This is a genomic window from Methylotuvimicrobium sp. KM2, assembly GCF_038051925.1.
Classification (GTDB): Bacteria; Pseudomonadota; Gammaproteobacteria; order Methylococcales; family Methylomonadaceae; genus Methylotuvimicrobium.
On the sequence record NZ_CP150634.1, the window covers coordinates 2225118 to 2243688 of the forward strand.

The following is an 18571-nucleotide window of genomic DNA, read 5'->3' on the forward strand; positions in this document are numbered from 1 at the left end:
TGCTTGCATTATTTGCTTATCGCTATAAGATAGTAATTAATTACTTTCTTTTTTGAGGGCAGCCTTGAATACTCATGTAAAACATCTTCCTGCCGATGAACGACGTGCCGTGACTATCGAGGCAGTGGTTGATCTGGCGGGTTCGCAAAATCCCAGCGAAATCACAACTGCGGCTATCGCCAAGCATATGAACCTGACCCAGGGCGCGTTGTTTCGTCATTTTCCGACTAAGGATGCCATTTGGCAGGCAGTCATGGAGTGGGTTGCTGAACGCCTCCTGGCGCGGATTGATTATGCCGCGCAAGGTATTGAATCGCCTCTGGCCGCGATGCAGGCGATATTCATGAGCCACGTCGAGTTCGTGGCCGAGCACCCTGGGGTTCCCCGAATGATGTTTGGTGAATTGCAACGTGCCGATCAGACGGCGCCCAAGCGCATAGTACAAACCCTGATCCTGCGTTATGGAGAACGCCTGCACCGACTGATCGAGGCGGGCAAGGCTTGCGGCGAGCTGTCCGCCGCACTCGATACCGAAGCCGCGGCCACCCTGTTCATCGGCACGATCCAAGGCCTGGTCATGCAATCGCTGCTGGCCGGCAATGTGGAGCGTATCCGCCAGGATGCGCCACGCGTCTTTGCAATTTATCAGCGTGGCATCCGGAGTGCGCAATGAATCGCATGCCTCTACAAAAACGAACCTTGGCTCTTCTGGCAGTTATTGTGCCTTTGCTTGTGCTTTTCGTCTACGTCGCCTTGCGATCCGGTCCGCTGGCACCGGTAACCGTGACGGTCGCGGAGGTGGAGGCCAAGTCAATTGCCCCGGCGCTATTCGGTATCGGCACGGTGGAGGCGCGCTACACCTACAAAATTGGTCCTACGGTTGCCGGTCGCGTACAACGCCTGGAGGTGCATGTGGGGGATCGGGTGAAGGGCGGTCAAGTGTTAGGCGAGATGGACCCGGTCGATCTCGATGATCGCGTCCGCTCGCAGGAATCGACCTTCAAGCGTGCCGAAGCGGCATTGCGCGAAGCGAAGGCTCGGCAAGCGTATGCGAAGACCCAGTTGCATCGATATGAACAATTGTTTGCGGTACGCTCGACCAGCGAAGAAATAGTCGCCACCAAGCGACAGGAATTGCAGATCGCGGATGCTGTACTTACTGTCGCCCATGAAGACGTCGCTCGTGCCCGGTCTGACCGGGAGGCATTGGTTGCGCAGGGGGATAATCTGCGTCTGATCGCGCCGGCTGACGGCTTGGTCAGCTCCCGCGATGCCGATCCCGGCACAACTGTCGTTGCCGGTCAAGCTGTGGTGGAAGTGATCGATCCCGAAAGTTTATGGCTGAACGTACGCTTCGACCAGATCAGTGCAGCAGGGCTTGCCGCTGGACTGCCGGCCCGCATTGTGTTGCGTTCGCGCAGTGGCCATGTGTTGGCCGGCCGCTTACTGCGGGTGGAACCCAAGGCTGACGCCGTGACCGAAGAAATGCTTGCCAAGGTGAGTTTCGATCTGCCCCCCGATCCATTGCCGCCGCTGGGTGAACTGGCCGAAGTCACGGTCGACTTGCCGGCGCTACCCGCCGCCCTGGTGATTCCCAATGCCGCCATCCATCGCGAGAATGGTCAATTAGGCGTCTGGCAAGCTATGGACGGCGACCTGCACTTTACTCCCGTTAAATTAGGCGCTGCTGATCTCGATGGCCAAGTGCAAATACGCGATGGACTCAAGAACGGCGACCGGGTAGTGGTTTACAGCGAAAAGGCGCTGACTGCACGCAGCCGAATTCATGTGGTTGAATACATTCCCGGTGCTGTACGATGATCAGCTTGGCGGGCCGCGATATTCTCCATTCTTGGGGTAAGTTCGTGTCCACCGGCGTCGGTCTGGGATTGTTGATCGGCGTGACGCTGAGCATGGCCGGCATCTATCGGGGCATGGTCGACGACGCACAGGTGATGCTGGACAACACAGGCGCGGATCTGTGGGTAGTGCAGCAGGGCACACAGGGACCTTATGCCGAGTCATCCAGTCTGTACGACGATCTTTATCGCAGTCTGCTGAATATGCCGGGCGTGGAATACGCAGCCAATGTCACCTATCTGATTATGCAGGTAGGTCACGGCGATCAGGATGTTAGCTCCATGGTGGTTGGCATCACGGCCGGCAAGCCGGGTACGCCGGGACAGCCTCGTTATCTCGTCGCCGGGCGACATATCACCCGTAGTCACTATGAAGCTATTGCCGATATTTCCAGCGGATTTCAGCTCGGCGAGCGCATCCGAATCCGCCGCAATTTTTACACGGTCGTCGGATTGTCTAAGCGCACGGTATCTTATAACGGTGATCCGATGGTCTTCATACCGCTCAAAGACGCACAAGAAGCGCAATTTCTAAAAGACAACGATGCTCTGGTTCAGCAGCGGCGCCGCAATGCCGAGAACCCGGCCTTCAATCGCCCAGGCATTCCTGATCTGCTCGCTGTGGTGAATGCATCGCAAAGTTCCAACACCTACGTTAACGCGATACTTGTAAAGCTCAAACCCGGCACGCTACCTGAGGATGCAGCCGAGCCGATACGTCGCTGGATGCGCCTGCAAGTTTATACCCGTACCCAGATGGAATCGATTTTGATGGACAAGGTAATCGATAAATCAGCCAGGCAAATCGCCTTGTTTTTGGTGATTCTGAGCATCGTCAGCGCGGCCATTGTCGCCTTCATCATCTATACCTTGACCTTGGGAAAAATCCGGGAAATCGCGGTACTTAAACTGATCGGCACCAAGAACCGCACCATTGCCGGCATGATCATGCAGCAGTCGCTTGCGCTTGGCACTATAGGTTTTGTGGTGGGAAAAATCACCGCTACGGCTGCCGCCGATGCTGCGGCACAGGGTTCTTTGCAATCCGTGCAGAGGCAATATGGACTGGGCGCGGCCAGCTACGTTCAGCAACTGATCGCACAACAAGCGGCGCAACAGACCAAAATCGACTTGATCGCGGCTCAGGCGCAGCGCCTCGTCGATAGTGCTGCGCTATACCAAGCCATGGGCGAAGGTGTCAATTGAGACTAAACTTTTGCTGGATGAACGGCAATGATTTGCCGGTTAGCACCGACGCTGACTTGAAAGGAAAAGCGAAAGGTGGTCAAAAAGAGTGCGGTGACTCGAATCCCCAGGCAGGACGCCGTAACCCCAGCGCCTAATTTCCATCGCTTATTAGCCATGATTGATTGCATAGATATTTTTTGTGCTGGGTAAATATGCAGCAATTCCCAGTTTGAACAGTTTCGCCGATTTTAGGGTGTGGGGTATGCCTGTCGAGGAACGCCGTAAACCTATCCATGGGGGCTTGGCGGCAGCTCGAACGCCAAGGATGGCGTGAATGCAGATTTTGCAGGAGCAAAAATCTGCCCTGCTGCAGACATCCTCGCCAAGCATACCCCACACCCTTTTTGATCTCTAAATTGGGAATTGCTGGTAAATATGTCCATGGCTTGACGGAGGCTATCCCTGCCACCGAAACCTGTCTAGGGTATTGCTGGCCTCCTATGTTTTAAATTGGCCAACCATTTCTTTCAATTGGCTGGCCAAGGTCAACAATTCTCGGCATGCGGTTGTTGTATTTCTAGCGCCGATCGATGTTTCGTTGGAAACGGAACTGATGTTGCTAATGTTTCGGTTGATTTCCTCGGCAACCATGCTTTGTTGTTCGGCGGCGTTTGCGATTAGATTATTCATGTCGTTGATCGTATCGATTTTGTCGCTAATGCTGGCGATTGCTTCGCCGGCCGATGCGGCTTGCTCGACACTGGTCGTGGCTTGTTTTTTTCCGTTTTCCATAACTTTGACTGCTTGTTCCGCACGTGCTTGTAAGCGTTCTATCGTTTTTTGGATTTCCAGCGTTGAATTTTGCGTGCGGCTGGCAAGCGTTCTGACTTCATCGGCGACAACCGCGAAGCCACGACCTTGTTCTCCGGCTCTGGCTGCTTCGATTGCGGCATTCAATGCCAGAAGGTTGGTTTGCTCGGCGATACCTTGAATGACGCCCAGTACTTCGCCGATGCTATTGCTATCCGATTGAAGTTCATGAATGACATGCGCGGCATTTTCCACTTCGGATGCCAATCGGTTAATGTCTGCAACGGCGGCCGTCACAACATTTTTGCCTGTCAGCGCTTCGGCGTCTGCTTTTGATGCGGCCTCTGAAGCTTTAACCGCATTGCGGGCGACTTCTTGAACGGTGGCTGTCATCTCTTCCATTGCCGTGGCTACTTGTGTGGTTTCGGATTGCTGCCTATCGACACCATGTTCGGTTTCCTCGGAAATATGGGCAAGGCGTTGCGAGGCTTGAGTCAGTTGCTCGCTGGTCGTGCTGATATGGTCGACGGTCTTGGCTATTTTTTTTACGAAATTGTTGAAGCTATGCGCAACCCAAGCAAATTCGGTCTTTCCTTCGGTTTTCAGCCTGGCTCTGAGATCGCCTTCTCCGCTCGCAATATCTTGTAATTTTAGTGCCAGATCGGTTAACGGTGCAATGATGATGCGGTTCATCGAAATATAGCCGGCAGCACCTATTACGATCAACGTGATAACCGTAAAGCCTATTGCGTACAGAACATGGGTTCTTAGTTGTTCATTGACTCGGTTCAACGGGGTGATGATTTCAAAAGCGCCATGAAGGTCGCCGGCGCGTTTGTTTTCCATTCGATAACCAAGAATATCGCTTCCTGTGTAATTACCCCATAGCTCGCTAGATGTAGCCGGATCGCCATGGCAGAGTTCGCATTGCTTGGCCAGTCTTACCGGTCTAAAGTAACGGATTTCTTGGGTTTCTTCATCAATGTAGGAATATTCGGTGGACTGGGGATTATTTTGAAAAAACTGAAGGGCTTTTTGTTCCAGCGCATCAGCTTCGTTAGCAGGATTTCTCGCGCCGACTCGAGGTGCTTTGAATCGGAAGTTGCCTTCTTTAGCTTTGGCTTCGGCGACATCCATAGCATTCATGACCGGGACCGTCGCCAATATTTTTGCTCTTCGTGCCGGATTGATGCTGTCGCCGGCCATTATTTTTACAAGCTCGACAGAAAAAATACCGCTTTCCCATTTTTGATTGGTGTTTTCCCTAACCGACTCGGAAACCAGCAGCAGGTTCTTGGCATTTTGAATTTCGGATTCGATTAGTTTTTGTTTTTCCGATACGCCGTAAGTTATCAATAAGCCGCAAGCTATAATTGCCAGTCCCGTAAGGGTGATAGCCACTACTTTAACGCCAACAGAATTCCAATTCATCATTATCATATTTGTTCTCCGGCATATCCTGAGTGAATATTATATGCGATATGCATTGTCAATTGGCCGTACAGTTCAAGTCTGGTTACGGATATAGTTGTTAAAAAGTAAATGTTTGGCTTTGGTTAATCGTTAATCAATTCATAAATATTTCGAGTCCCTGCGTATTAACCTGAATTCGGCAGTTTAACCATCAAGCTCATGAAGTATTCCAAGATATTAGGTAAACATTCTCCTAATCTATTGGATTAACGAGAGTTCTATGCATATGCATAGCTATTGAATTAACCTCTTATTCTTCATGGTGAAATGCTTTTTTCGGATTAATGAGGCGAAGCTGCGTTCTAAGTCTGTACCCAAATAGATCCAAAATTATACCCTTTGCTAGTCAAATTTCGGCGTCGGGGTGCCCGTCAAAGGACGCCGTGAATACGTCCGTGTAGGCTCTATGACAGCATCCATGCTGCCAAAGCCTTTGCGAACACCCCGGCGCCTCCATACGCTAATGCCGAAATTTGAAGTGCGATAGGTATAATTATGTGCTGATTGCAAATCCAATCGCCGGAAACGGCCGGAATGGCTTTTTTTGCACTGAGCAAAATGACCTAACACCCCTGCGAATCCTTAAGCCCTACCAAAATTTGAAGTACGAAAAGGGATGTTTCGTTTCCATCGCTTAGTCGAGCAATCAGCAGGTTATTTCGTTAATTAGGATAGCTTATAAATCGGCAGATGAGTATTTTACTTTAATTGTATAAGGTTATATCCCTAAAAAAAGCGAAGTTATGAATTAAATCATAAAAATAACCTGTATCATCAGGCGCGTAAACGCAAATTTGAATTTACTCCATAGATTCAATCCTTCAATTGCGATTAAGCTGATGTAAACTATCGGTCGTTTTTTAATCAAAATCGATCGAACAGCTATGAAAAAAATCAAAGTTCTTTTTGTTTGCATGGGGAATATTTGCCGTTCCCCGACCGCCGAAGGAATCTTTACCAAGCTAATTGAAGAGGAGGGGCTTAGTCATTTATTTGAAATTGATTCAGCCGGAACGCATGCCTATCATGTTGGCGAACAGCCTGATTTACGGGCTCAAAAAGCCGCAAGAGAACGCGGTATAGAATTGCGACATTTGCAAGCAAGAAAGGTTATTTATGCCGATTTTGAGGACTATGATTATTTGCTGGTGATGGATGACGACAATTATTCGATTCTGCTCGAAGCTTGTCCCGAAAATCACCGGGGTAAGATAAGTTATTTGTTGGATCATGCGCCGCATCTCGCTACACGCGAGGTGCCGGATCCATACTATGGAGGCCGGTACGGTTTTGAGCGCGTGTTGGATCTAGTTGAGGAAGCCGCAGTGGGTTTTTTGAATATGTTAAAAGAGCAAGGGAAGGTATGACGTGGAAAGTTTAAAAGCCGCGTTGTGCTGTATCAGGTCGGCTAAAGAATCGAGAAGGTTAGGCGATAAGTGAGCAATTCGTCGAAGTAAATAAGGCATAAATATCTTTTTTGCTAATCGAATTTGGGCTCAAAGATTTGTTATACCCGTCGTAGATCAAAATTCGGCGTCTGGGTGTCCGCTAAAGGACGCCGTGAATACGTCCGTATAGGCTCTATGCCAGCTCCATGCCGGCAAAGCCTTTATGAGCGCCATGGATGGCGTGAATGTCGATTTTGCAGGAGCGAAAATCGACCGGACACCCAGGCGCCTTCTCTGGCACTGCCGAAATTTGAAGTGCAAAAGGTATATAATGATTGGAAATGGTTTTGCATTGAGCAAAAATCCACCGAATATTCGCAGCAATTCCCAGTTTGAGCAGTTTCGCCGAGTTTAGGGTGTGGGGTATGCCTGTCGAGGAACGCCGTAAACCCATCCATGGGGGCTTGGCGGCAGCTCGAACGCCAAGGATGGCGTGAATGCAGATTTTGCATGGAGCAAAAATCTGCCCTGCTGCCGACATCCTCGCCAAGCATACCCCACACCCTTTTTGATCTCCAAATTGGGAATTGCTGGAATATTCGGGTTTTTCTCTACAGTCGGTGCCGACATGTATGTGTTAAAAGTATAATCTATAAAAATTCCAATAAACGAGGAGAGAATTATGGCAATTGTGTCGAATACTGTCGACTACCTGGATGGTGATGCGGTTTTAGAAGGTTTTTTTGCCTATGACGATGCATTAGATGGGCGGAGGCCTGCCGTTTTGATTAGTCATGCTTGGGGTGGGAGAGACGAATTTGTTGCCGATAAGGCAAAAAAGCTTGCAGAGTTGGGATATGTCGGTTTCGCATTGGATATTTACGGTAAAGGCAAACGAGGGAACAGTATCGAGGAAAACTCTCAATTGATGCAGCCATTTATGGATGATCGCGCGATGCTGCAAAGGCGCATTGCTGCAGCATTATCGGCGGTTAAATTATTGCCTTGGGTCGACGATCAAATGATTGCGGCGATCGGTTTTTGCTTCGGTGGTCTGTGTGTGCTCGATTTGGCTAGAACCGGTGCCGATCTAAAAGGCGTGGCCAGTTTTCACGGCTTGCTGATTCCGCCGGGTAATCTGGTTGCTACTGATATTAAAGCTAAAGTATTGGTGATGCACGGTAATGACGATCCGATGGCGCCGGTCGATCATGTCGTGGCGCTGGAAAAAGAGTTGACCGATGCAGGTGCTGATTGGCAAATACATGTTTACGGTAATACCGTGCATGCGTTTACAAATCCGCTGGCTAACGATCCTGGTTTCGGAACCGTCTATAACTCTCTTGCCGACAATCGTTCTTGGAAAAGTTTGCTTGCGTTTTTGCAAGAAGCTTTCGCGCGATAAGTTATATCTCCCATAGCGCCAATCTGTATTTTGAATTCAACAAATAAGAGAATGTAGTAATTCCCAGTTTGAGCCGTTTCGCCGATTTTAGGGTGTGGGGTATGCCTGTCGAGGAACGCTGTAAACCCATCCATGGGGGCTTGACGGCGGCTCGAGCTCCAGGGATGGCGTGAATGCAGATTTGCATGGAGTAAAATCTGCCCTGCTGCCGATATTCTCGCTAAGCACACCCCGCACCCTTTTTGATCCCCAAATTGGGAATTGCTGAAGAGAATGAGCAATCGCTTGCCCGTTATTGGTAAAACATTTATAATCGCCGGTTTTGGCGCATTCCGTGCCATATCCTTGCTTTACCATCTTTCTTAAGACTAGAGATGGAAGGCTTTTTCCCGAAAGGAGTAATCATGCGACATTATGAAATTGTCTTTTTAGTCCATCCCGACCAAAGTGCTCAGGTTGCGGCGATGCTTGATCGTTACAAAGCGACTATTGAAGCTGCGTCCGGCAAAATTCATCGTCTTGAAGATTGGGGGCGTAGGCATTTAGCTTATCCCATCAACAAAATCCATAAAGCTCATTACGTTCTGATGAACATCGAATGCGATCAGCCGACTCTCGAAGAACTGGAAAGCGGTTTTCGTTTTAACGATGCGATTTTGCGTAGCATGACGCTGCTGAGAAAGGAAGCCGTCACCGAGCCTTCTAAAATCGCGACCTCGACAGCGGATGAAAATAAAGCTGCCGAATTAAAGGCTAAAGCCGACGCTGACGACTCCGATGCCGAAGAAATCAACGACTCGGCAAGAGATGATGAGACCGACGAAACAGTATCCGAAGAATAACCGTTATTGAATCGAGAGAATATTATGGCACGTAACATGAGACGTAAAAAACTAAGCCGCTTTAGTACGGATGGATCAAACGAAATCGATTACAAAGATATCGATACCTTGAGCGAATATATTACCGAAACCGGAAAAATCGTTCCTAGTCGCATCACCGGAACTAGCGCCAAGCATCAAAGACAGTTGTCGGCGGCAATTAAACGCGCGCGTTTTATCGCATTATTGCCGTATTGCGACGCACATAAATAAAGTTTAAACCGGGCGTATGAAATTTTTAGCGGAATACATCATGCGGGGGAGGATGCAGGCCATCATGGTTGCATCGACCTTGGCTTTAATATCGCTGATCATTCCCCCGGTAAGTATTGTAAGTTCGGCTACCGTTGCTTTGGTGACATTGCGCCGAGGCGCGCATGAAGGGCTATGGGTGCTATTATTTGCCAGTGCCGCAGCTGCTGCATTGGGCCTTTTGGTCTTGGGCGGATATCAATTTGCATTGCTATACGGTTTGGTGATGTGGTCACCGATATGGATTATTTCAATCGTTCTGAGAGAAGGCAGACATTTGTCTCTTGCGGTTGAAATAGCGATATTACTCGGTGCGCTTGGAGTGCTAGGGTTTTATCTTTATCAAGCTTCTCCGTCCGAATTTTGGCGACCGATGCTGGAACAGATGATAAAGCCAATGCTTGAGTCATCGCCGGATGTACCTGTTGACAATATCGAGCAATCGGTTCAGTCCATGGCTCATTATATGACGGGGGTCGTAGCTGCAGGCACTATATTTAGTCTTCTATTCGGGCTTTTTTTAGGCAGATGGTGGCAATCGATGCTCTATAATCCCGGCGGCTTTAGGGCTGAGTATTTGTCCTTGAGTACTCATCCGCGTTTAGCTATAGGCAGCATCATAGTAATAGCAGTTGCGTGGTTCGGTAGCGGCATATTTTCGGAAGTCGCGTGGAATATCACAATTCTATTGTTTGTGCTCTATACCTTCATCGGGGCTGCGGTATTACATTTGATGCTATCAAGGATGAGCTCCGGGCGTTTTTTGGTGCCGATGTTTTACGTCACGTTATTGATAATACCTCATGTCATGTTTCCGGTTGCCGGTATAGGCCTGGCTGATGCGTGGTTGAACTTACGAAATAAATTTTCCAAATAATCCGGCGCCTGACGGCGCAAAATAATTCGGCGATAGCCGAAACAGAGGTATATAACGATGGAAGTGATTCTTCTTGAAAAAATTGCAAACCTAGGCAATCTAGGCGACAAAGTTAGCGTAAGGCCCGGTTACGGCAGAAACTTTTTATTGCCGAAAGGTAAAGCGGTTGTTGCAACAGCTTCAAAAATAGCCGAATTCGAAGCTCGCCGCGCCGAACTAGAACAAGCGGCCGCCGAGAAATTATTAGCAGCTCAAGCGAGAGCGCAAGTATTGAATAATCTGTCGATAACCGTTACGCATAAAGCTGGCGACGAAGGAAAATTGTTCGGTTCCGTCGGCACTCAAAACATTGCCGATGCACTAACTGAAGCCGGTGCTAAGGTTGAAAAGCACGAAGTTCGATTGCCTGAAGGGGCGATTCGTCAAGTCGGCGATTATGAAATCGATATCGACCTGCATTCGGATGTTGTTGCAACCGTTAAGTTGACAGTCGCAGCCGAATAAATCTCAAGTTCGGTCAACTAAGGCAGAAACCTTTCTGCCTTGGTTGATTTTTAATCATTAGTCTTATCCTCCGCTAACCGGTCTAATGCTCCGGTGTCTTAATATCACCATCGTTTTTCGCAACTTGGTAGAAGTTAATGAATGAGGCAATTGCTTTTTTTAAGTCCTCCGATGCCGCTTGATCATCAACGATGCCTGTTACAATCGCATAAGCAACGTTAAGATGAATATCTCCGTAGTTATATTTTTTATATAGAGATTTTGATGCGCCTGTTTCATGACGATGCACTCGATGATTCAATTCGCTACTGCTAATCGAACCATTGCGCCATTCAGTAAAACTTTTCTCCAGTTTTTTGAGTTCAAAAGCAAGTTCGTTTTCATAGGCTTGTGCGGCTAATTCTCGTAACTCGCGTTTAATCTTTTTAGAATAATTGTTGATCATAGCTTTTAACCTACTCCCTTTATACTCAAGAATTAGGTATCTTTGTGAAGACATAGGGTGTGGCTGCCGACATCGTTGGCGTTCAAGCGCAGCCGTTAAGCCCCCATGGACTGGTTTACCCAGTACCTAAATAAGCCATGAATTTTGTATCATTGCCAAATACCTATGGAATATAGATGCTGGATTTAGGTGCTGGGTTTATGGTGTCCTTTAGCGGAGACCAGGCGCCGAATTTTTATCTACGACGGGTAAAATTGCGCGATTGAATCCCTCCAATTTCTGTTTGTCTTGAGCATAATCGAAAGTCTTCTACACGATTGGCGGATTTTATATTGCATAATATTTTTTAAGTTTGCGCTATAATTGACGGAAATATAATGATTTTATCGTAATCAATATGAGTTTTCCTATGCGCTTCTTAACTAGTGATTTAAAAATTATTGTTTTAGTTTTTGCGCTCGCGCTGTTAACTGCTTGTTCGGGAGGTCAGAAAAAAACTTCCTCAATAACTACTATGCCCAATTCCGAAGCGGCATTAAAGCAAACACTCTATGGCCATTACCGCGAATGGGCGTCGATTCCTTATCAATATGGCGGGCTTTCGAAATCCGGTATCGATTGCTCTGGTTTCGTTTACCTGACTTTCGCGAAAAAGTTAGGTGTTCATTTGCCTAGAACATCCGACCGCCAAGCTCAGACTGGGAAACCTATACCGCAGCAGCAATTAAGAACCGGAGATTTGGTATTTTTTAATACAGGTCCTCAACAGCATCATGTCGGCATCTATATCGAGCAAAGAAGATTCTTGCATGTCTCGACTATCAAAGGAGTTGCGATTTCCAGTTTGGATAATCAATACTGGTCCGATAGATATTGGAAATCGGTGCGTGTGCTCAGTTCTTAATGGATAACGAATAAAGTAATCCCAAAACCGCGTTTAAGCCGATCACTGTAACAATTCCACGTTTAAATTTAAACAACAGTAAGAAAGCGGCTATGCCGGTTAATGCGGCAAATGTATCGAAAGGCCCAGTAAAATTTTGTGGCCAGAGAACGTGCCAAGCAATAAAATACTTCAAGATTTAAAATTACTCCGACCACTGCGGTAGTAATGCCTTTGAGCGGTACAGTTAATTTTAGATCGTCGCGAGCGGCTTCGACTAAAGGCCCGCCGATCATGATATAAAACGACGGTATACTTGTTCAATGTGATTGCCGAAGTGAATTGAGTTTCTTGATTTGTAAAGTGCTTCAGATTACGATGTTGTCATTTATACTCATCGGAGATGAAAATTCGGCCTCGGGCGCCCGTTAAAGGACGCCGTAAACCCAACGCCTAAACCCAGCACCTAAATTCCATAGGTCTTTAGCAATGATACAAAATTCATGGCTTATTAGGTGCGGGGAAACCCATCCATGGGGCTTGACGGCAGCGCTCGAACGCCAAGGATGGCGTGAATGCAGATTTTGCATGGAGCAAAAATCTGTCCTGCTGCCGAGATCCTCGCTAGCCATACCTCATACATTCATAAAGTTAGCCATTTTTAGAGTATAAAGGGAATAGAACTATGTGCTTTGTTGACGGGGCGGTCATTCGCGCTTGATCAGGCCTCGCACCCTGAATAAGGCAAAATTTCCTGAACTGAGAATTGCTTGCCCCGTGCGGGATTTTGATCTGCGATGAGTATAACTACTACAATCGGCCAATTTCGACTATTTTTGATTAACGAATATAAAAGATATGAATTTAACGCAGCAACAATTAGACGGTTTCAATGTCCTTCACATTAATGAAGAGCGGATCGATGCTCACAATTCGAGTGATTTAAAAGCATTTATTATCGATATGATAGAAGAAGGCGAACCTAATATCGTCGTGCAATTACAACAGGTCAAGTTTATCGATAGTTCGGGGCTGGGTGCGTTGCTGGCGGGATTTAAACATGCGACTGCAAAATCGGGTAAATTAGCTTTGTCGAACCTCCAGCCGCAAGTGTTGTCTATGTTTGAATTGACCCGACTGAATCGGGTATTCGAAATTTATAATGATTTGGACGAAGCGACCACCAGTGAATCTTAGAGGCTTTTATGCAAAGTGCGGATATTCAGGTTGATGTAATTATTCCGACACAAACCAAATACCTGGATTTGATCGGCAGCATCGGGGAGCGGATCGGTAGAGAGCTGGATCATTATTCCGGTGATCGAGATGCGTTGGCTTATCAATTGAACCTTGTGTTAACCGAAGCGACAACAAACGCAATTAAGCATTCTAATTATAAAGGGCCGAAAGACTGTGTCAGAATTACGATTCACATACAGGAAGACGAACTCGATATTAAAGTTTTCGACCATGGACAAGGCTTTGATATCGAGTCAGTGCCGATTCCGGATTTCGATAATCCGAAGGAAAACGGAATGGGTATTTATTTTATTAAGACACTGATGGACTCGGTCACTTATACGCGAATGGAAGAAGTCAACGTTTTAGAAATTAAAAAAAGCTTACGATAATTAATGTCCCAAATTGTTGATCAAATTTTTGTTTGATGAGCAATCACCTTGTTAAGCAGCCAATCTTTATCATTAAATCCTCATGCACTACATTTTTCGCGTGGTAGAGTAATAACTGAGCATGAAATAATAGTTTCAAGTGATTCCCCGACCCTCCTCTTTGAAAGGAATGGCTTTCTCACTCTTGATGCATTTTTATTACATGCACGACTCTTAGCCGTGACGTTTATTAACAGAAACCAGTCAAGGAGTAGTTCGTGAAAGTATATCTTAGGGCCGGTAATCTTGCTCTAAAGGCATCGCGTCAGCGTCGAAAATTAAAGGCGGTGCAACATATCCTCGAAGGACAAGGCGACAATCAAAACCGACGGTTTTTAATTAAATTGGCGGAAATGCTGCTGTTTCCGGACAGCTATTTTGTTTCATTGCCGCCTCATATATCGTCATCGCTGATTGTCAGGATATTTGAGCTTTTTACTGACAATATCGAAACGCATAACGTCAAAGAGCTAAGGATACCGAATGATCCTCAACAATTTATCGCGATTGTCTGTCGTAATTTAACGCATGTTGTCGATTCTTTATTGGCGTTACAAAACGATCAACAGCTTCCGTTTCAATTATTGGCACATCCGGTTTTGACTGTTAAGCGTCAGGGAGAAATGATAACCGGCTTAGAAAGTAACGGTTTATCCGGAACCAAGCAACTGTTGATCGTATTGCGTCTGGAAGCGGTTGATCCAGATATAAAAAATGCTTTTTTCGAAAGGATAACGGCAATTATCGAATGGGCCGAAACCCTTGATCGAGACCGCATAGCCTTGAAAGAGAGTTTGCTTGGCCTCAATGATATTTCCGAGTTTTCTCAATTTAGCGCTTTGATCGATTGGCTTGAACAAAAATCTTTTATTCCTTTTAAGAGTCATCGATTGTCGGTCGACGATCAAGACGCGCTCACCTCGCTTAAAGCCTTGGGCTCAGAGTTTTGCCGCGACAATAACCCCACTGCACTATCGAACTTTCTCCGAGTCATGCAGGCTGTTTTGGCGCGCGATTATCCTTTGATCATCCAATACTTACCGATACGAAGCCCATTGATTCACGACCACCCCTTAATTTACATAGGATTCAAACATTCGTTGCCGGATGGAGTCGGTTTTTGCGAATACGGTTTTTTCGGTGTTTTTGACGAGACCGAAATGGGAGGGGCATGTAGCAATATTCCGTTTTTACAGCGCAAAATCGAACAAACATTAGCGCATCATAAAACCCCTGAAAACAGTTATGAATATCTGCAGCTCAAAGAGATATTCAATTTATTTCCGAAAGTCGATTTATTTTTGCTCGAGATACCGCAACTCGATTTATTGATTCAATCGCTCAGGCGGTACCTGTATCGTCCGGAAGGCATCAAGTTAGTAGTGCTCGGCGGTTTTGGGTTGGAGTCATTGTCCGCGCTGATCATTGTCCCGGTTCATTTGTATAGCGAAGAAATTGAATCCGTATTGTTAGGGCGCTTGTCGTCAAATCTCGATAGCAGCGCCGAATTAGTCCGGAAAATTGTGCTTAGTGGTCCTTATTTGGGGCTGCATTTTTTGCTGAGCCCGATGACCGAAACAATTACGATCGATGTCGATCAATTAGATAGGGATCTCAATAAACAGATCAGGCCCTGGTCCACGTCGTTGTGTCGAACTCTGGAGCGCGCCTACGGTAAATACAGTGCCTGTAAGTTATGGCAAAAATACCGTACGGTTTTTCCGCCCGGATATCAAGCCTTGATGCCTCCGCGCCATGCCATCAAGGATATTGGCTTAATCGAATCGTTGTTGGATGATGATCCAATGACGATCGGCTTGTTGCGCCCGTACGGCAAGATTCGGCATTATCGTTTGCATTTTTGCAGTCGGCAAGAACGCTATTTGGATGAATATATTCCAATTCTCGAAAACTTTAATTTGCGAGTCTTGGATCAGGTTCAATTTCCATTGACAGTGTCCGGTCGTCCGGTTTTCATTAAAAGTTTTACGATTTCCGCCGCGAAGAGTCAACACGACAGTTTTACCGAGTTAAAATCTCGCTTATTATCCGGTATCGGTGCGGTATTTAACGGAAAAGCTGAAAACGATGAGTTGAATAGCTTGCTGGTATTGGCAGGTATGACTTGGCAGCAGATCGATGTGCTGCGTGCGTATCGTAATTATTATCTGCAATTGGGCTACCCGACGACGACGACTAGCTTCAACCAAGCATTACTCGCTAATTCTAGTACTGCCTTCGCCTTGTTTGAGTATTTCGAGGCTCGTTTTAGGCCCGACCCTAATTTAGGGGAGCCTATGCAACGCGAGGAACAGTTGTTGTTTCCGTTACGTCTTAAATTGCTGGAGAATCTTAGCGGCGTTACCGATATCAATCACGACAAAATTTTGCGTACGCTGTTTAATTTAATTGATGCAACGATGCGTTGTAATTTTCATGTCAGGCAAAAGCGGGATGATTTTTTTATCGCATTTAAAATCAACAGCCTCGGCATCATCGACATGCCCCCTCCAAAGCCTCAAAATGAAATTTATGTGCATGCGGTCGATATGGAAGGGATACATTTGCGGGGCGGTAAGATTTCTCGGGGCGGCATTCGTTGGTCGGACCGGCCGGACGATTTCAGAACCGAAATATTGGATCTGATGCAAACTCAGATGAGCAAAAACGCACTGATCATTCCGAAAGGCGCGAAAGGTGGATTTATCGTTAAAACGCCGGTTACAGTCCCCGATTTCAAGGAAGCGGGCCGGAAGGCTTATGTCAAGTTGATTCAGGGCTTGCTCGATTTGACCGACAATTATGTCGAAGAGCGGGTCGTACGTTTGCCCGGTATCGTGAGCTATGACGATCATGATCCTTATTTGGTCGTCGCCGCCGACAAAGGAACGGCTCAATTTTCGGATTTGGCTAATTCGGTTTCAGCTCAGTATCATTTTTGGCTTGGCGATGCCTTTGCGAGCGGCGGCTCTAACGGCTATAACCACAAATCGCTAGGAATTACCGCCCGTGGGGCTTGGGAATGCGTTAAACGGCATTTTCGCGAACTCGGCAAGGATATCCAAAGCGAGCCTTTTACGGTTGTCGGCATCGGCAGCATGGACGGCGACGTGTTCGGAAACGCCATGTTGTTATCGCATAGCACGCACTTGCTGGCCGCAATTAGCGGTCGTCATATCTTTATCGATCCCGCACCGGCCGATCTTGAAAAATCGTATTTAGAGCGTAAGCGTTTGTTTGAATTGCCGGGGTCGAGTTGGGACGATTATGACCGAAGCCTGATTTCCGAGGGAGGTGGAGTTTACTCGCGGCATGCGAAGGACATTGTAGTTTCTCCGCAATTGCGCAAATGGTTGGGTATACGTTATAAAAGCTTGGATGGCTCGACCTTGATTCGCTTATTATTGACTGCGCCGGTTGAATTACTATGGTTTGGCGGTATCGGTACCTATGTGAAAGCAACTAACGAAAAACATGAAGATGTAGGCGACCGAAGCAACGACGATGTACGTGTCGATGCGTTGCAATTGCGTGCGGCGGTTGTCGGCGAAGGCGCTAATCTCGGTTTCACTCAAAAAGCCAGAATTGAGTTCGCGCTTGGCGGAGGGCGTATCGATACCGATGCGGTTCATAACTCGGGAGGGGTCGATTGTTCCGATCATGAAGTCAACCTCAAAATATTATTGACCGGGCTTCAGAAAAAACAAGGATTGAAGGATTATCGGCAAACTTTCGAATCCTTGACCGACGAAGTATGCGAGGCAGTATTAACCAATAATTACAAACAAAGTTTATGTTTGTCGCTCGAACAATTACGTGTAAAAGGGAATGCCGAACAGTACTTGTTGCTTTCAGAACGATTGGAGAGTGCCGGTGTACTCGACCGCGCCGTCGAGTCTTTTCCATCTTACAAAGAAGTGATGGGGAGATCCGGTCAAATCATTACACGACCTGAATTTGCCGTGCTGATGGCCGCCTGTAAGATTCAATTGACGCAAGACATCATGGATAGAAGCGAATTGATATCGGTTTCCGATTACGATATTTATTTGCAAAGCTACTTTCCAGATCCGATACGGCAGAACTTTGCCGAGCATTTAACCAGTCATCCTCTCGCGCCGGCAATTAAGGCGACCGTGATCAGTAATACGATTATCAATCAAGCAGGGTGCAGTTTTTTGAATTGGCATAATGACAATGGCGGCAGTATCATCGACAGCATTACCGCTTATTTGACCTTCGATCAAGTACTGGAAGCCGCCGATTTTCGCCGAGAAATTTTTAGTTTGGATAATCGCATACCTGCCGAACAACAGTATGGTCTGCTATTGCAACTGGAAAATGTCTTGGCCGAATTCAGCCAATGGGTATTGATGAACGAACTGGTTGTGCGCCCTGATTCTCTTACGTTGAAAAATTATCGCTCTTGTTTAACGGCTTTCGCCAATGAGGTTACCTTGCCCGATTCAGAGAATGAAGCGGTTAATGGTATACCCGTCAAGCTGGCAAAGCGCATCGCATTCATCAATTCACTAAACGACTTTCCACAAATTGCGCTATTGTCTACTGAATCCGGGCATTCCTTCAGTACAGTACGCAAGACGTTTATCGATGTTGCGAAATTTTTGGACTTGGGCAAGTTGTTGGAGCAACTGACGGTTATAACGGTGCAAAATCATTGGGAGCGCAAGGTTTTTAACAATCTCAAGGCTGAAATCAAACAAACGCAAGGAAGGTTCGTGCAATCTCTTTTGGCCTCGGATGCATACGATTGTAAAGCTTATTTCGCAGACTCTGCTAACAAGCAGAAGCTCATCCGTTATCAACGAACTTTTCAAGAAGTTTCGAGAAGTACGACAAACAGCTTGATGCCTTATTTAACCTTGAACAAAGCATTGATGAATTTGATTTGATTGCCTTTAATCAACGAGCATGC

15 protein-coding genes are annotated in these 18571 nt (G+C 46.9%); 13 read left to right on the forward strand and 2 right to left on the reverse strand.

The window, feature by feature from the left end:
* Window positions 1–64 precede the first annotated feature (64 nt).
* From WJM45_RS09510 to WJM45_RS09520, 3 genes are read left to right on the forward strand one after another with little or no spacing between them, the layout of a single operon-like run.
* Window positions 65–673: a TetR/AcrR family transcriptional regulator gene (locus WJM45_RS09510; RefSeq protein ID WP_341328702.1), complete on the forward strand. Its 609-nt coding sequence runs from the start codon at window positions 65–67 to the stop codon at window positions 671–673.
* A complete protein-coding gene (locus tag WJM45_RS09515) occupies window positions 670–1821 on the forward strand; it encodes an efflux RND transporter periplasmic adaptor subunit (protein WP_341328703.1) in 1152 nt (383 codons plus the stop codon). Before WJM45_RS09510 ends, WJM45_RS09515 begins: the two co-directional genes overlap by 4 nt.
* Window positions 1818–3065, forward strand: coding sequence for an ABC transporter permease (locus WJM45_RS09520; protein WP_341328704.1), 1248 nt, complete (start codon window positions 1818–1820; stop codon window positions 3063–3065). The genes WJM45_RS09515 and WJM45_RS09520 overlap by 4 nt, the downstream gene beginning before the upstream one ends.
* A gap of 480 nt (window positions 3066–3545) precedes the next feature.
* Here the strand turns inward: WJM45_RS09520 and WJM45_RS09525 are convergent, their stop codons facing one another.
* Entirely contained in the window at window positions 3546–5291 is a 1746-nt protein-coding gene (locus tag WJM45_RS09525) for a methyl-accepting chemotaxis protein (RefSeq protein WP_341328705.1), read from the reverse strand.
* Window positions 5292–6214: 923 nt separating this feature from the next.
* Here WJM45_RS09525 and WJM45_RS09530 point away from each other — a divergent pair.
* The 6 genes from WJM45_RS09530 (at window position 6215) to rplI (ending at window position 10637) form a co-directional block, all read left to right on the forward strand.
* Window positions 6215–6697: a low molecular weight protein-tyrosine-phosphatase gene (locus WJM45_RS09530; RefSeq protein ID WP_341328706.1), complete on the forward strand. Its 483-nt coding sequence runs from the start codon at window positions 6215–6217 to the stop codon at window positions 6695–6697.
* Between the two features lie 703 nt (window positions 6698–7400).
* Window positions 7401–8123, forward strand: a complete 723-nt coding sequence (locus WJM45_RS09535) for a dienelactone hydrolase family protein (RefSeq protein WP_017839643.1) — start codon at window positions 7401–7403, stop codon at window positions 8121–8123.
* Window positions 8124–8527: 404 nt separating this feature from the next.
* Window positions 8528–8965 carry a 30S ribosomal protein S6 gene (rpsF, locus tag WJM45_RS09540; protein WP_341328707.1) on the forward strand — a complete coding sequence of 146 codons (438 nt, stop codon included), beginning with the start codon at window positions 8528–8530 and terminating at the stop codon, window positions 8963–8965.
* A 24-nt stretch (window positions 8966–8989) separates the two neighbouring features.
* Window positions 8990–9217 carry a 30S ribosomal protein S18 gene (gene rpsR / locus WJM45_RS09545; RefSeq protein WP_341328708.1) on the forward strand — a complete coding sequence of 76 codons (228 nt, stop codon included), beginning with the start codon at window positions 8990–8992 and terminating at the stop codon, window positions 9215–9217.
* A 16-nt stretch (window positions 9218–9233) separates the two neighbouring features.
* Window positions 9234–10133 (forward strand): DUF2232 domain-containing protein, encoded by a 900-nt coding sequence (locus tag WJM45_RS09550; RefSeq protein ID WP_341328709.1) that lies wholly within the window; start codon window positions 9234–9236, stop codon window positions 10131–10133.
* A 57-nt stretch (window positions 10134–10190) separates the two neighbouring features.
* Window positions 10191–10637 carry a 50S ribosomal protein L9 gene (gene rplI, locus WJM45_RS09555; protein WP_017839639.1) on the forward strand — a complete coding sequence of 149 codons (447 nt, stop codon included), beginning with the start codon at window positions 10191–10193 and terminating at the stop codon, window positions 10635–10637.
* 82 nt (window positions 10638–10719) lie between these two features.
* Here rplI and WJM45_RS09560 read toward each other — a convergent pair whose 3' ends face one another.
* Window positions 10720–11082, reverse strand: coding sequence for a hypothetical protein (locus tag WJM45_RS09560; protein ID WP_341328710.1), 363 nt, complete (start codon window positions 11080–11082; stop codon window positions 10720–10722).
* 514 nt (window positions 11083–11596) lie between these two features.
* Between WJM45_RS09560 and WJM45_RS09565 the strand changes: the two genes are divergently transcribed.
* From WJM45_RS09565 to WJM45_RS09580, 4 genes are all read left to right on the forward strand, one after another.
* Window positions 11597–11986, forward strand: a complete 390-nt coding sequence (locus WJM45_RS09565) for an NlpC/P60 family protein (RefSeq protein ID WP_341328711.1) — start codon at window positions 11597–11599, stop codon at window positions 11984–11986.
* An 837-nt stretch (window positions 11987–12823) separates the two neighbouring features.
* Complete coding sequence (locus WJM45_RS09570; protein WP_341328712.1) at window positions 12824–13162, forward strand: STAS domain-containing protein; 339 nt, start codon at window positions 12824–12826, stop codon at window positions 13160–13162.
* 8 nt (window positions 13163–13170) lie between these two features.
* On the forward strand, window positions 13171–13596 hold the full coding sequence (locus WJM45_RS09575) for an ATP-binding protein (RefSeq protein ID WP_341328713.1): 426 nt from the start codon (window positions 13171–13173) through the stop codon (window positions 13594–13596).
* Window positions 13597–13853: 257 nt separating this feature from the next.
* Complete coding sequence (locus WJM45_RS09580; RefSeq protein WP_341328714.1) at window positions 13854–18548, forward strand: NAD-glutamate dehydrogenase domain-containing protein; 4695 nt, start codon at window positions 13854–13856, stop codon at window positions 18546–18548.
* Window positions 18549–18571: the final 23 nt, after the last annotated feature.

Bases quoted from the DNA above. Each gene is read 5' to 3' on its own strand.
- WJM45_RS09550 (WP_341328709.1), top strand. From the start codon at position 9,234: ATGAAATTTTTAGCGGAATACATCATGCGGGGGAGGATGCAGGCCATC.
- WJM45_RS09560 (WP_341328710.1), bottom strand. From the start codon at position 11,082: ATGATCAACAATTATTCTAAAAAGATTAAACGCGAGTTACGAGAATTA.
- rpsF (WP_341328707.1), top strand. From the start codon at position 8,528: ATGCGACATTATGAAATTGTCTTTTTAGTCCATCCCGACCAAAGTGCT.
- rpsR (WP_341328708.1), top strand. From the start codon at position 8,990: ATGGCACGTAACATGAGACGTAAAAAACTAAGCCGCTTTAGTACGGAT.
- WJM45_RS09520 (WP_341328704.1), top strand. From the start codon at position 1,818: ATGATCAGCTTGGCGGGCCGCGATATTCTCCATTCTTGGGGTAAGTTC.
- WJM45_RS09530 (WP_341328706.1), top strand. From the start codon at position 6,215: ATGAAAAAAATCAAAGTTCTTTTTGTTTGCATGGGGAATATTTGCCGT.
- WJM45_RS09535 (WP_017839643.1), top strand. From the start codon at position 7,401: ATGGCAATTGTGTCGAATACTGTCGACTACCTGGATGGTGATGCGGTT.
- WJM45_RS09575 (WP_341328713.1), top strand. From the start codon at position 13,171: ATGCAAAGTGCGGATATTCAGGTTGATGTAATTATTCCGACACAAACC.
- WJM45_RS09515 (WP_341328703.1), top strand. From the start codon at position 670: ATGAATCGCATGCCTCTACAAAAACGAACCTTGGCTCTTCTGGCAGTT.
- WJM45_RS09570 (WP_341328712.1), top strand. From the start codon at position 12,824: ATGAATTTAACGCAGCAACAATTAGACGGTTTCAATGTCCTTCACATT.
- WJM45_RS09525 (WP_341328705.1), bottom strand. From the start codon at position 5,291: ATGATGAATTGGAATTCTGTTGGCGTTAAAGTAGTGGCTATCACCCTT.
- rplI (WP_017839639.1), top strand. From the start codon at position 10,191: ATGGAAGTGATTCTTCTTGAAAAAATTGCAAACCTAGGCAATCTAGGC.
- WJM45_RS09565 (WP_341328711.1), top strand. From the start codon at position 11,597: ATGCCCAATTCCGAAGCGGCATTAAAGCAAACACTCTATGGCCATTAC.